This window comes from Candidatus Moraniibacteriota bacterium, assembly GCA_028688415.1.
GTDB lineage: Bacteria > Patescibacteriota > Minisyncoccia > Moranbacterales > UBA1568 > UBA1568.
Map to the genome: position 1 here is coordinate 775,356 of JAQTYF010000001.1, position 12,725 is coordinate 788,080.

General features: G+C 39.9%; 12 protein-coding genes and 10 tRNA genes. 10 read left to right on the plus strand and 12 right to left on the minus strand.

The genetic code is table 11. The annotated features are described in order from the left end of the window. Positions 1 to 59: 59 nt before the first annotated feature. From PHH40_03725 to PHH40_03735, 3 genes are all read left to right on the plus strand, one after another. On the plus strand, positions 60 to 965 hold the full coding sequence (locus PHH40_03725) for a hypothetical protein (GenBank protein ID MDD2766846.1): 906 nt from the start codon (positions 60 to 62) through the stop codon (positions 963 to 965). A 21-nt stretch (positions 966 to 986) separates the two neighbouring features. Beyond that, positions 987 to 1,060: transfer RNA gene (locus tag PHH40_03730), tRNA-Val, on the plus strand. Between the two features lie 29 nt (positions 1,061 to 1,089). Next, positions 1,090 to 1,164, plus strand: a tRNA-Val gene (locus tag PHH40_03735). Positions 1,165 to 1,300: 136 nt separating this feature from the next. Here PHH40_03735 and PHH40_03740 read toward each other — a convergent pair. Both PHH40_03740 and PHH40_03745 read right to left on the minus strand, forming a co-directional pair. Next, the gene (locus PHH40_03740; protein ID MDD2766847.1) at positions 1,301 to 2,362 is read right to left on the minus strand and encodes a hypothetical protein; all 1,062 of its coding nucleotides are present in this window, start codon (positions 2,360 to 2,362) and stop codon (positions 1,301 to 1,303) included. Then, positions 2,359 to 3,354 (minus strand): hypothetical protein, encoded by a 996-nt coding sequence (locus tag PHH40_03745; GenBank protein MDD2766848.1) that lies wholly within the window; start codon positions 3,352 to 3,354, stop codon positions 2,359 to 2,361. Before PHH40_03745 ends, PHH40_03740 begins: the two co-directional genes overlap by 4 nt. Before the next feature lie 938 nt (positions 3,355 to 4,292). Here PHH40_03745 and PHH40_03750 point away from each other — a divergent pair. From PHH40_03750 to PHH40_03770, 5 genes are all read left to right on the plus strand, one after another. Further along, positions 4,293 to 4,365: transfer RNA gene (locus tag PHH40_03750), tRNA-Ala, on the plus strand. A gap of 129 nt (positions 4,366 to 4,494) precedes the next feature. Next, positions 4,495 to 4,566: transfer RNA gene (locus tag PHH40_03755), tRNA-Arg, on the plus strand. A gap of 39 nt (positions 4,567 to 4,605) precedes the next feature. After that, a complete protein-coding gene (locus PHH40_03760; protein MDD2766849.1) occupies positions 4,606 to 4,941 on the plus strand; it encodes a ribosome-binding factor A in 336 nt (111 codons plus the stop codon). 36 nt (positions 4,942 to 4,977) lie between these two features. Beyond that, entirely contained in the window at positions 4,978 to 5,937 is a 960-nt protein-coding gene (locus PHH40_03765) for a bifunctional oligoribonuclease/PAP phosphatase NrnA (GenBank protein MDD2766850.1), read from the plus strand. Between the two features lie 7 nt (positions 5,938 to 5,944). Continuing rightward, positions 5,945 to 6,550, plus strand: coding sequence for a uracil-DNA glycosylase (locus PHH40_03770; GenBank protein MDD2766851.1), 606 nt, complete (start codon positions 5,945 to 5,947; stop codon positions 6,548 to 6,550). Between the two features lie 161 nt (positions 6,551 to 6,711). Here PHH40_03770 and PHH40_03775 read toward each other — a convergent pair whose 3' ends face one another. The 5 genes from PHH40_03775 to PHH40_03795 all read right to left on the minus strand — a co-directional run bounded on the left by PHH40_03775 (position 6,712) and on the right by PHH40_03795 (position 8,458). Continuing rightward, positions 6,712 to 7,032, minus strand: a complete 321-nt coding sequence (locus PHH40_03775) for a hypothetical protein (GenBank protein ID MDD2766852.1) — start codon at positions 7,030 to 7,032, stop codon at positions 6,712 to 6,714. A gap of 139 nt (positions 7,033 to 7,171) precedes the next feature. Then, positions 7,172 to 7,254: transfer RNA gene (locus PHH40_03780), tRNA-Leu, on the minus strand. Between the two features lie 14 nt (positions 7,255 to 7,268). Continuing rightward, positions 7,269 to 7,339: transfer RNA gene (locus PHH40_03785), tRNA-Cys, on the minus strand. 104 nt (positions 7,340 to 7,443) lie between these two features. Then, positions 7,444 to 7,998 (minus strand): 3D domain-containing protein, encoded by a 555-nt coding sequence (locus tag PHH40_03790; protein MDD2766853.1) that lies wholly within the window; start codon positions 7,996 to 7,998, stop codon positions 7,444 to 7,446. A 388-nt stretch (positions 7,999 to 8,386) separates the two neighbouring features. Then, a tRNA-Gly gene (locus tag PHH40_03795) sits at positions 8,387 to 8,458 on the minus strand. Between the two features lie 374 nt (positions 8,459 to 8,832). Between PHH40_03795 and PHH40_03800 the strand changes: the two genes are divergently transcribed. After that, on the plus strand, positions 8,833 to 9,198 hold the full coding sequence (locus tag PHH40_03800) for a hypothetical protein (GenBank protein ID MDD2766854.1): 366 nt from the start codon (positions 8,833 to 8,835) through the stop codon (positions 9,196 to 9,198). Positions 9,199 to 9,472: 274 nt separating this feature from the next. Here PHH40_03800 and PHH40_03805 read toward each other — a convergent pair. The 5 genes from PHH40_03805 to PHH40_03825 all read right to left on the minus strand — a co-directional run bounded on the left by PHH40_03805 (position 9,473) and on the right by PHH40_03825 (position 11,427). Continuing rightward, positions 9,473 to 9,544 (minus strand) — tRNA-Phe (locus PHH40_03805). Between the two features lie 69 nt (positions 9,545 to 9,613). After that, a tRNA-Val gene (locus PHH40_03810) sits at positions 9,614 to 9,687 on the minus strand. 29 nt (positions 9,688 to 9,716) lie between these two features. Further along, positions 9,717 to 9,799: transfer RNA gene (locus PHH40_03815), tRNA-Leu, on the minus strand. 91 nt (positions 9,800 to 9,890) lie between these two features. Further along, a complete protein-coding gene (gene rplS, locus PHH40_03820) occupies positions 9,891 to 10,316 on the minus strand; it encodes a 50S ribosomal protein L19 (protein ID MDD2766855.1) in 426 nt (141 codons plus the stop codon). Positions 10,317 to 10,398: 82 nt separating this feature from the next. Continuing rightward, positions 10,399 to 11,427, minus strand: a complete 1,029-nt coding sequence (locus PHH40_03825; GenBank protein ID MDD2766856.1) for an RluA family pseudouridine synthase — start codon at positions 11,425 to 11,427, stop codon at positions 10,399 to 10,401. Positions 11,428 to 11,560: 133 nt separating this feature from the next. Here PHH40_03825 and PHH40_03830 point away from each other — a divergent pair, with 133 nt between their 5' ends. Continuing rightward, the gene (locus tag PHH40_03830) at positions 11,561 to 12,574 is read left to right on the plus strand and encodes an NAD(P)-dependent oxidoreductase (protein ID MDD2766857.1); all 1,014 of its coding nucleotides are present in this window, start codon (positions 11,561 to 11,563) and stop codon (positions 12,572 to 12,574) included. The last annotated feature ends 151 nt before the right edge of the window (positions 12,575 to 12,725 follow it).

The window sequence follows — 12,725 nt, forward strand, 5'->3', positions numbered from 1 at the left end:
TAAGTCAGTATATCCCCTCTTACAAGCAATGATGCTATGGGGATATACTTTTTTATCCTATGAAAAAAATACCGTTTCCAGTACTTCTAAAAGAGGCATGGCAAGCGACATTCTCTCAAAAAACACCTTGGGTATTTGGTTTCTTCATAGCCACTGCCAGTGTATTGGTGCAAATGTTTAACAGAGATTTGATTTCTCTACAGATACAATCATTCGAAGATTTGTTTCGATTCATTACCGAGAAAACACCTGAGGAGATCACTCTTGCTTGTCTTTTTTTACTTGCTCTTTTTTTGGTACATAGTTTTGGTACAGGAAACCTGATCAAATCACTTTCCTTTCTCATCAAAAAACCTAGTGCCTTGCATTCTCTTTTTTCATTTCATTTCCTTTGGAAGAACTTCTCTCTTACTCTCATTATCGAATGTGTATTCTTTTTTCTTATTCTTTTCCTTCTTGGTATTTTTTCTCTTCCTTTTTTCGTTGCTTCCCAGATCAATCCTGCTGTAATTCCCCTTCTACAAAGCCTGGCTTTTTTTCTTTTTCTCCCTCTTCTTCTGATACTTTCTCTTCTGAAAAGATTTTCTCTTTTCTATGCCTTATTCTCTTCTCTTCGTCTACGTGTTGTTTTTGAGACAGCTTCTCTCCTACTCTCTCGTTTCTTCTCTGCATCTCTTCTTTTCTTCTTCTTCACACTTATTCTCACTCTGCTCTTTACTTTTTTGGTAAATATCGCTATCCTAACAAGTACAGTGCTCGTAGAACAAAACATTCTTCCTTTCACAGAATTTTCTGTACGTTTTTTTCTTTCTCTTCTCTTCTTCTCTTGGTTTTCTGTGTTTGAGAATGCTCTCTGGATTGCTTTTTTCAAATCCCTCGCAAGCCCGCGTGTGACAAAGAAGATTACGAAAGGCGAAGAGTCGTTGATCGAAGAAAATGTTCTCGTAGAAACTCCTTTTGTATAATGGTTCAATCTTATAGCAAAAGGGCTTGTAGCTCAGTTGGTTAGAGCGCTACATTGACATTGTAGAGGTCTCCAGTTCGAATCTGGACAAGCCCACAAGATTAAGGACAGTTTCCGCCCAAGGCGGACCAGCCTTGGGCTGGGGTTAGAGCGCTACATTGACATTGTAGAGATCACTGGTTCGAATCCAGTATTGTCCACCCTTCATTATAAAGCTACACCTGCCTGTCGGCAGACAGGTTGATATTGTAGAGGTCTCCTGTTCGAATCAGGATACGCCCACCAAATAAAAAATCCACTCTGTGACAAAGAGTGGATTTTTATTATGACAATTTCCTAAGGATCTGGAGGAAGTGCTGCTGGTGGCGGTGTTGTGTTGTTTTTTATAATAACCCTTAGATTTTTATCAACATTCCCGATATATTTTACCGCTGGTCCTACTTCTCTTGTTGCCTGTTGTATACTTCCATAAATTTGTTTATCAACATTGCGTATTTCTTTCGTTATTTTTGATTGTATCTCCCCCACTCCTTTTTGAATCAGATTACTTACCAATTTATTTGCCATAGACATCACTACACCGCTGAGTAATTCTCCTGGATTTTGTGCCGCGGCAAGGATATCATTTCCTAAATTCTGAATATTTGTCGTTGCAGCCTGTATGGTCGCAGCAGGAGATAAGACTCTTCCGCCTTGTTCCTTTGGAAGAAATCCTGTTGCAAGCGCTTTGGTAGCCGCTACCGTTTGTTCTGCTTCGATTTGTTCACGATACATCTGTTGTGCTTCGAGTGAATATCCATATGGATTATTCATTGGGTTACGGAAGAAAGCATTAAAAGCCCTCGAATTCCCTCGCGAAAAAGCGTCCATACCTCCGTGTTCATCCAGACTGTATGTTGGTATAGAGCGCTCAGTAGTTACCCTCTTTGCAGAAGAAACAAGATACCCAGTATAATCACCTCTCAAGCCACCAGAATTCGACCCTGCAGCTATGTAATTCGCTGAAGATGCTTTCCCTCGAGTCGTCATCGAGAAAAAATCATTCATATACAAATTCGCTTTTTCTCTTGGACTCTGGTAGAGAAATTCATTAAAATCAGTGATAAAGAGTGGCTGTCCTCCGACTCCTCCTCCGATCAACTGGCCCACTTTACTGTTGAGCATTTGTACCGCTGCCATCTTCAGTGTACCCATGAGAGCACCTTCTATTTGTCTTTTTATTGTTGTTATCATCTGATCAACCATCATTGCACCAAATGCAGCCCCCCATACATCAGCACGTGCCTGTTGAGGGAAAAAAGAAAATGTCATGGAAAAAAACATGATGGAAGAGATGATAATTTTTCTTGAAGTTTTTTTTGACATTATTTTTTCTTTTACCTGTGTTGTATTTTTCATAGACTCAAAGGAATTTCCTCGATGCCGTAATCTGCTAATTTAGTCTGAATTTCTACTACCAATTCTGCAACACTTCCAAAAAATCCTTGCGCTTTTGAAAGAACCGCTATTTGTCCGAGAGGATCAGTGTCATTCGGCTTCAATTCTTGTTTGAGTTGCACGGCATATTGAGCCATTTGAAGAGCCTTGATATGGACATCAAGCATTTTTTCTGGAACCTCAATGTCTTTGAGTTCTGTCAACATTTTTTCCCCACGTTTTGAGAGGTCTTCTAAAGACTGAGTATTCCCCGAGGCAAGTCCTGTAACAGATTCTAAAGAAAGATTGTTGAGTATTGCACTAAAATCACTCTGCGTTTGGAAATCTTTCGGTGAATTATTGGCAACGAGATACGAAACAACCGTAAGATATTCGAGAGCATCTTTCTTTTCTCGTTCCAATCTCTTTTTATCACTGAGGTTTTTTGGTAACTTTTTAATTTTAATATCTTCTTTTTTTATTTCAGGGAGAATAATTTCTTCTGCATTCCCACTGAGAATACTATTTACTGAAACGTTGATATCTTCAAGAGAAATTGCTTCTCCGCTTTCATTGGTATCTTGTATCATGCCCGCAATTTCATTCGATACTTTTTCTGTCAGATTCATCTCATCTGCCTGTGTTGAAGCAACTTCTGTATTTTGTACTCCTGATTCTTCTTGAAAGAGTTTATCGCCCGGTGCTGGTTTGAGTGGATCATAACTGCTTTCCACTTCTACGCCATCGCTATACCCATCATTATCCGTATCTTTATTCATTGGATCAGTTCCATACAATTTCTCCTCCTCATTACTGAGTCCATCTTGATCGGTATCGGCAAAAATATCTTTTGTTGTCGCATCATTTTCAGCAAAAACAAAAACAGCTGAACCAAAAACAATCAATCCAAAAAAAAGAAAGAGGGCCTGTTTCATGCTGTTTTCCTCAAAATAAAAGAGGGACTTTTTGAACATACAACGTGTTTGTTTTTTACTTTTTTTATTATATCACAACTTCGCAATGTCGTGAATTTTTTTACATAAATTGTTATAAAAAATCTGAAGAAGGTTTTATATAGTATATAAAAAAGAAAGGTTTGAAAATATTTTTTCCAATCTATTCTTTTTTAATTTTAAAATTTTATATCCATACTCTCTTTTAAAAAAATAATACACTCTATAATTTTTAAGTATTTTTTATTATTGCTTCATGTTCATTAAAAATGAATCAATATTATGTCATAAATAGTTGTTTTGTCAATAATATACATCCTCTCTCCATTAACCATTCCAGTATGGTCATTCCAAAAGGTTTGGCATTTGTTGAATAGTGAGAATATGGCTTTAAATTAGGGAATGTGGAAATATGTTCCACGTGGAACATATGGAAATAGTGTTTGGATTGATATATAAATGTTCCACGTGGAACATTTCTCTTTTGATCTGTGTAGATTTTGATGTGGATTAATTGAATGTGATAGGAATACATCAATGTTCCACGTGGAACATTTTGTGTCGATTCGTTGGAATGAGATTTAGAATGTTCCACGTGGAACATCCTCTCTCCATTAACCATTCCAGTATGGTCATTCCAAAAGGTTTGGCATTTGTTGAATAGTGAGAATATGGCTTTAAATTAGGGAATGTGGAAATATGTTCCACGTGGAACATATGGAAATAGTGTTTGGATTGATATATAAATGTTCCACGTGGAACATTTCTCTTTTGATCTGTGTAGATTTTGATTGAAAATGGTTGGAATGCATAATATTGACAAAAGTAATAATTTATTACATAATAATATTATTGGAAAGAAAGTATGTAAGAAAAAACATTGACGAATAGGGAAAAAACAGTATGATAGAGAGATGGCTGTATTATTCAGAGGTTTATATCTCGATACAGCATGAAATGGGCCGTTAGCACAGTTGGTAGCGCGCTTCCATGGCATGGAAGAGGTCGCCGGTTCGAATCCGGCACGGTCCACCCCGTTAAAGAAAAATTTCAGCCGTTCCGTAAAGTGCTGATAATTTTCTTTTCAGAACGTTTTCATAAGAACAAACAGATTCCGTTTTTCTCTAACGGGGTCCACACCTACAAAAACACTTACCAAATGCCTCTATAGCTCAACGGATAGAGCTATCCCGTCCTAAGGGAGAGATGGGGGTTCAATTCCCTCTAGGGGCACAAATTTTATTGTTTATATACTTGTTATCAACGAAAAATATGGCATCAATGCGCATTATTAAGGTAAACGAACTCCTCCGCAAACTTCTCGCAGAAATTATGGAGCGAGAAATTACTCTAAAAAAGGGGGTTCTGATGACAATTGCTAAGATTGACACATCACCAGATCTCAGGTACACTCGTATGTTCGTGAGTGTTTTTCCTGAAACAGAGAGTCATTATGTCTCTGAAACACTCAAGAAAGAGCTTTCTAATATTCAAAAACATCTCTATACAAAGCTTCATATGAAGCCAATGCCGAAAATTTCGTTTGAAATAGACACGACGGCTCAAAATGCAGATGTTGTTGAGAAGCTTTTGAAGGAAATATTTTAGCTATTATAAAGCTTTATTCAGAGTTATCCACATGTTATGCAAAACTTCTTCTCTGAATTTCATACCCTTAAATACATCATTGAACAGTCTGAAAGGATTCTTCTTTTTGCTCATAGCAGGCCTGATCCAGATACTGTTGGAGCAAATCTCGCGCTTGCTGAATATATCGAAAATTGTGGAAAACATGTGGATATCGCTTGTTTTGATGCTTTTCCTGATTCATTGAGACCGCTTCTTGACGGTGTATTCTTCCATCCCGATCAACTCGATCTCACAAACTATGATGCTGTTATTGCCTCTGACAGTGTCGATCGTGGATTCGATAAAATAAAACACTTGTTTTCAGAACAACAGGTAATTGTGCTTATCGATCATCATCCTGACATTTCTCTTTCTGGCGACGTCATCATTATTGATCCAGAATATTCCTCATCATCCGAGATTCTTTATCTTTTTTTATCTACTGAAGAGATCAATATAACCAAAACAATAGCAAAAATGCTTCTTACCGGAATACTCTTCGATACAGGAGGATTACAGCATTCTAACGTTTCGCCACATGTAGTAGAAATAGTTTCAGAGCTTGTAAAAAAGGGGGCTCCGCTTGAAAAAATAACTCAAACTATTTTTACAAAAAAAACCATTGGGGCACTTAAACTTTGGGGAAGAGCCTTCGAAAAAGCGCGATTTAGCAGAGAGAGCGGTATGCTTGTCACCGCGATCACTCGAGAAGATATCAAAGAATGTCAGGCATCTGTCGAAGATATTTATCAAGTATCGTCTATTCTCAGCGCTGTACCCGATACCAAGTTTGCTCTTGTTCTCTCAGAAAGAGATGATGATACTATCCGTGCCAGTATTCGTTCTGGGGAAGGGGCTGGGGTCGATGTGTCAGCTATAGCACATCAGTTTGGTGGCGGAGGACACAAACTTGCCAGTGGATTCGAAATACAAGGAAAACTCCTCACAACAGATACTGGATGGATAATACAATAAAAAATGTATGAAAAAGAAAATCAATACAAAAAAAGAGAAGGAGTTGCAATCTGTCAACGATTACTGGAAAGAACATTGTATCTGTGTACTTCGCACAGGAGCGACACAGGCGGTCCCTGGAAACGGAAATGCTGATGCAGATATTCTCCTGATAGGGGAGGCTCCAGGGAAAAAAGAGGATATAGAAGGTGTTCCGTTTATTGGTTCAGCAGGAAAGTTCTTGAGTGAAATGCTTGCCTCTATCAACCTTAACCGTGAAGATATATTCATCACCAATGTCGTCAAATACCGTCCACCAGAAAATCGTGATCCATCACCAGAAGAAAAGGAAGCCTGCAGACAATGGCTCGTTGATCAGGTAAAGGTTATCAATCCAGTGCTCATCGTCACGCTCGGACGGCACGCGATGGAAAACTTTATTCTAGACAAAAAAATTTCTGAAGTGCATGGGAAAACATTCTGTATTACACTTCCAGATCTCGGGACACGGACGTTCTATTGCCTCTATCATCCAGCGGCTGCACTCTACAATGGAGGACTACGAGAAGCACTTAAAAAAGATTTCAAGAAAATCCCACGCCTCCTCAAAAAATTTCAAAAAAAAGATATATAACAAAAAATCCCGAGTGATCGGGATTTTACTTTACATGTTCAGATTTTTGATAAGCTCTTAGACATATCTCTACAAATTTTCAAACTGCGTTGAGAACTTGATGGAGAGGAGAAATGTTTGATTCAAACACTTCTCCAAGATTGCGTTTTTGTAAAAAATTGTTACCTTCCCCAGGAACATGAGATGGTTTGAGCATCTTTCCGGTAGATACTCCCTGGATTGTGAGTAATAAAGGTTGCTTCACATGAAATAAAAGCGAGTGTCTCTTTTTCGACGATGCGTGCTTTTTCATCCAAAACTTCCTGAAAAGCAATTTCTTTGTCTTCCTTGAAGGGATATTTTTCAGAGGTGATATTTTGAAACTCCATAAAGAGCGGGTCGAGAGCCGTTTTGAGCTTTTCTTCGTTCCACAAAGGAATAAGAATGAAAAGCAGAAAGGCACTGGAAAACACCCCGAGAAAAAGAACAGATGACTTACTCATAGGAACCTTTCTGAGCAAATGCTCGATGAATGTGTAAAAGAACCACCTCGAATTTCCGAAGAGAGTACTATAGCATCAGAAAAAAGATAAAGCAAGAACAAAAAAAGTCTTCTCATCAAAAAGAGAAGACTAGTGGGTGTGCCGCGGGCGAGACTCGAACTCGCACGACCTTGCGATCCGAGGATTTTAAGTCCTCTGCGTATACCATTCCGCCACCGCGGCTAACGAAAACTATGAGGTCCGAAACGGAGTTGAACCGTTGTGAAAGGTTTTGCAGACCTTCGCCTAACCGCTCGGCCATCGGACCTATTCTTTTCTCTGTTAAAACAGTATTCTCAGTGTATCGAAATTTCGCTAGAACGTCAACAAAAAAAGCACTCTTCAACAAGCTCAGAGTGCTTTTTTGTTTGCTTAGTCAACGATTTCAGCAACGAGATTTCGACGACCGAATGCGAATGCTTCACCTTTTGTTTCCATATAGATATCGAAGTGATTGCCCTTTATAGCACCACCACGATCTTCACAACGGAGCACTCCCACGCCTTCGATAGCAATTTTCGTACCAAAAGGATACGATGGAGGACAAGCAAGTGTTCGTTTTTCTTCCACTTTGAGTCCTGAAGCAGTAATACCATCAGATTTTCCACATTCATCGGCTGCTGCAGTATAAGCTGAAGCATTGATGATGAATTTTTCCTTCGAAAGAGATTTCCAGAGATGTTCCTGCTTTTCCTTCCAACGATTGAGAATTTTTTCTTCTTTTGAAGGAACGACATTCTCAGAAACTATTACCTGTTCTTTTTCTTCTATTTCAAAAGTCCACTTCAAAAGAAAGGGGTCCGTTTTGAAACTATAGAGACTTGACAAAGGAAGACTATTTTCTTGAGCATCTACCGATGCTGTATTTGTGTTAAAAAGAGCTACTGTAAGTACTACTACGAAAAGAAGATCCTTTCGAAATGTCATAGATTGTCTTTAGGAGTAAACTCTGTCCCTCGTAAGGGAGAAAGGTTGGCTTCTTAAGTCAACTGGAGATAATAGCATATTATACAAGTTTTGTCAATACTGATAAACAGATTATTAGCTTATATAAAGCATTTATGTACATAAAAGATCCTATTTTCGAGTCTTTTTTGTTCAAATATCATACCGCGACAAAGAAAAATCCCTATCCGGAAATGGACAGGGATTTTACTTTGTTGGAGCGGGTAAGGGGAGTCCTTTTTGCTCCGACAAAAAGCCGGGGCGCTACACACAGAATACTCGCTCGCTCGCATTCGACTCGCGCCCTTCTCCTCCCACTTACCCAGAAAAACTAAAAGACCCAGTAAATCTGGATCTTTTAGTTCTTTTGAGCGGGTAAGGGGAGTCGAACCCCTATCTAATCCTTGGCAAGGACTCATAATAGCCGCTATACGATACCCGCTTACTCCGCCAGCTGGCGGATTCGGCGGACAAGCCCGCTATAGCCATCTGACATTTTTACTACACTCTCTATTTTTTTTATATTCTTCTATTCCTCTGTGGGACTGGTTGGAATCGGACCAACGACCAAGCGGTTATGCTTCTCACTATTGCTTTCACAACTTTTTTCAAATTTGTGAGCTGGACTATCCCTTCACCCAAAGGTAGGGTGTCTGCCGTCTAGTCTCTACACCTTCCTCAACAAACGAGGCTTGGCTCGGGATTGTCATGTAGCTTATCGCCATTTAGATTTCCCCGAATTTGACAGAGTATCACCCAAAGATTACTCTCTGGGCAGCCCTGCTAGATTCATTCGTTTTGTGTTATGATAATGTTATGAAAAAACTCATAACATGTGTGGTGTGTAAAAAAGAGTTGTCTGGCAGACAAACAGTTTTTTGTTCCGCCATTTGTAAAAACCAACTTCATCAATCATATCAATCCCAACAAGCCAGAGGCTTAGAGAGAAAGATGTCACTTTTGAAACAGTTTGGTGGAAAATGTTCAGTTTGTGGCTATAACAAAAATCTTGCCGCATTGACTTTTCACCATATTGACCCAAAAGAAAAAAGATTTCAGCTGGATATGAGATCTCTTTCAAACAGAAAGCAATCTCATATTGACGAGGAAGCAAGCAAATGTTTGCTTATTTGCAATAACTGTCACGCCGAATTACACAATCCACAACACAATTTAGAATGAACTCTTTGAGCCGCGCGCTCTACCACTGAGCTACAGTCCCACTACGCTTTACCTATTGACTACTCTTTTCTCTTCACAGACTTTTGTGCCGAGGGACAGGTATTTCACTACTCGTCCTTCGGGCTGCGTTCTCTAGGACTTCCGTCCTTGAGTCCTGCTTCGCAGGTCACCTCAAACGGGCAAACAAATGTTTTCCCGACCCCTTTCCTGTTCAATCGTAACATTTTGAAAGGTTCTTGAGAACAACCTTATTCTTACTCTTTACAGACTTTTGTGCCGAGGGGCAGGATTGAACTGCCGACACAAGGATTTTCAGTCCTCTGCTCTACCACTGAGCTACCTCGGCATCATCGCAAACAAACTCATGTGTATATCCAGTGTATAACTCTTCTTTTTCTTTTTTATAAGCCGTTTGTGCGCGCTCAAGGATTCGAACCTTGGACCCCCTCGGTGTAAACGAGGTGCTCTAACCAACTGAGCTAAGCGCGCCCAATACTACTTACTATTCATTCATTCTGTGCCCAGGAGAAGACTCGAACTTCCAATCCCTTGCGAGAACTAGCACCTCAAGCTAGCGCGTATACCATTCCGCCACCTGGGCTTAAACCCACATTGGGTTATATACCTACACCATTCCGACTACTCAATTTGGGGAAAGACTCCAATTCTTATCGAATCAAAGTCTGGGGAGGCTATTTTACTTCTTCAGTCACTACAGGAGCAACCACTTCTTTCTTAGCTACTTTAAGAGAACTTTTCTTCACAACAACTTCTTTCAATTTCTTACTCAATACTTTAACAGACTTATCACGAACAAAATAGAGCTTGGCACGACGTGCACGCGTACGCTTCACAAATTCAATTTTCTCAATTTGTGGCGAAGACAAAGGAAAAACTATCTCGACACCGACATTGAAAGACACTTTTCGTACAGTAATAGTCTTGGAAGCGCTCTGTCCTCCCTTGATAGCAATAATTGTTCCCTGAAATGATTGCAAACGTTCTTTTCCGCCTTCTTTGATCTTACGAAAAATCTTGACAACATCCCCAGACTGAATCTCAGGTATATCAAGAGGTTTTCTCTGCTTTAAATTAAAAGATATCAATTTCTGTTCCATAATAGTGCGCTACCCAAGAGGCTTTTTGTTCTGAAAAAGCACGAGCAAATAAAAAAATTAAAAAGAAAAACCTTGACCTTTGTTATTGTACTAACAGGCTTTCTAAGGCCTCATCATCATACCCTGCATCTCGCGTTTCGTCAATATCTCTCAAGACTGTTCGAAAATCAGGAGCTAGTGGCGCAAAAAAGGCATATTTCTTGGCAAAGAGAGTGAATTCCAAACAAGAAGCGTGGAGCAACTGTCGCTTCACAAGAAGATTCTTTTCTTGTCGTACGTATTTCGATGCATACAGTGTATCACCAACAATGGGATTACCTATGGAAGCGAGATGAACGCGTATCTGATGCGTACGACCAGTACGAGGCATCACCTCGAGGAGATCATATGCTCCGTAGCGAGCAATGACACGATACAATGTTTGTGCCTGACGCGCGCCTTCTGGCACATCGTTCGTCTCTACAACAAAACGTTTCAACTCACCCGAACGACGAATAAGGGGTTTATTGATTTCACCTGAAAGAAACTCTGTATGTCCGTACACGAGAGCGAGATATGTTTTTTTAATTTTTCGGTCATGAAAAAGCTCTTTGAGACTATCAAAGGATGCTTCTGTCCGGGCTACCACTAATACTCCTGAAGTATCACGATCAAGGCGATGAACGATACCAGGACGAAGAGCATCTCCACCAATATCACGAGTTTCTGGATATTGTGCAATAAGAGAGTGAACGAGTGTTTTTCGTTCATCTCTGCCCGCCGGGTGAACCTGAAGACCAAAGGGTTTATTGATAGCGATCAAATATTCATCTTCATACAGAATCGTGAGAGGAGAATCATGAAAGGGCTCTACTACCAAAACAGGGGAAATAAAGGCTTCTTGTGGCAAAGTAATCACATCATGGAGCTTCATCTTGCATGTTGCTTTCGCGACTACTCCATTCAACGATATCTTTCCTTCATTTGCCAAAGAAGCAATCATATTCCTTGAACACTTCTTTTCTGGAAAGCTTTCTTGTAATAAATCAAAAACAGCCACATCAAGTCGTTTATCGACGAGGTGACGAGGAATTTCTAGAAAGATATTTCCTGCTGATGGAGGTATGTACATAATAAACCAGACTGACTACACAAATAACAGACTCTGAAGTATACTATATGGTATTGAGCTGAAGAGCAAGCCTGCCCGCAACGCTTCGCGTAGCGATGCAGGCGGGGCTCGTCTAATAAATATAAGCTACTGTATGAAAATTGCATTTTTCGAAACGAGCGCAAGTGATCAAGCGTTTCTCAGTCCGCTTCTGCAGGGTCACGATGTTTCGTTTTTTTCCGAACCTTTGACAAAGGAAAATGTCACTGTTGCTTCGGAATATGAAGTTGTTTCTGTGTTTATCTACTCGACACTCACTGCTGATATTATTGATCAATTACACAATGTCCGTTGTATCGCAACACGTTCCACAGGATTCGACCATATCGATCTTCCGACGTGTGAAACAAAAGACATCACCGTACTCCATGTTCCTCACTATGGCGAGAACACTGTAGCAGAACACGCCTTTGCTCTCATTCTCGCTCTTTCTCGTAATGTCCATAAATCCTATGCACGAGGACTCAAAGAAGACTTTTCTATCGAGGGTCTTATCGGGTTTGACCTGAAAGACAAAACTCTTGGTGTCATCGGAACAGGACGTATCGGACTACATGTTATTCGTATTGCCAAAGGTTTTGGCATGCATGTGCTCGCCTTTGATGTCTTTCATAATACACTCCTTTCTGAAATACTCCATTTCAGTTATGCATCACTCGATGAGGTACTTGCTCAGTCTGATATCATCACCCTACATACTCCCTACAATAAACACACTCACCATCTCATCAATAACGAAACGATCAAAAAAATCAAGAAGGGAGCGCTTCTCATCAACACCGCTCGCGGTGGTCTTATCGAAAACGAAGCCCTTATCAAAGCGCTCGATGAAAAAATTCTCTCAGGAGCTGGTCTTGACGTCCTCGAGGGAGAAGAATACATCAAAGAAGAAGGGCAGTGTCTCCACGAAGATTGCGCGCCTTCTCGTGCACATCAGATTGATCAAAACAAGAACCTCTTGAGCCGTGATAACGTCGTATTCACTCCTCATATCGGATTTTACAGTGAAGAAGCTCTCAAGCGCATTCTTGAAACAACCGCAGAAAATATCGTACAATACGGTCTTGGAAAGAAAGAAAATCAAGTTCATTCTTTGTCTCAAAAATAGATTTTAAAAGAAAGAAGGAGAGCGCTTCTCTTTTCCATTGCACAGAAAGCTTTTTTCTGTGTTTTTTTCTTTTTCTTCATTCATCTCTTTTCCTCTTTTTTCCTGAAAAAAAATCTTTGCCTCTTTCTTCTCAATTGTGTATGAAAATATA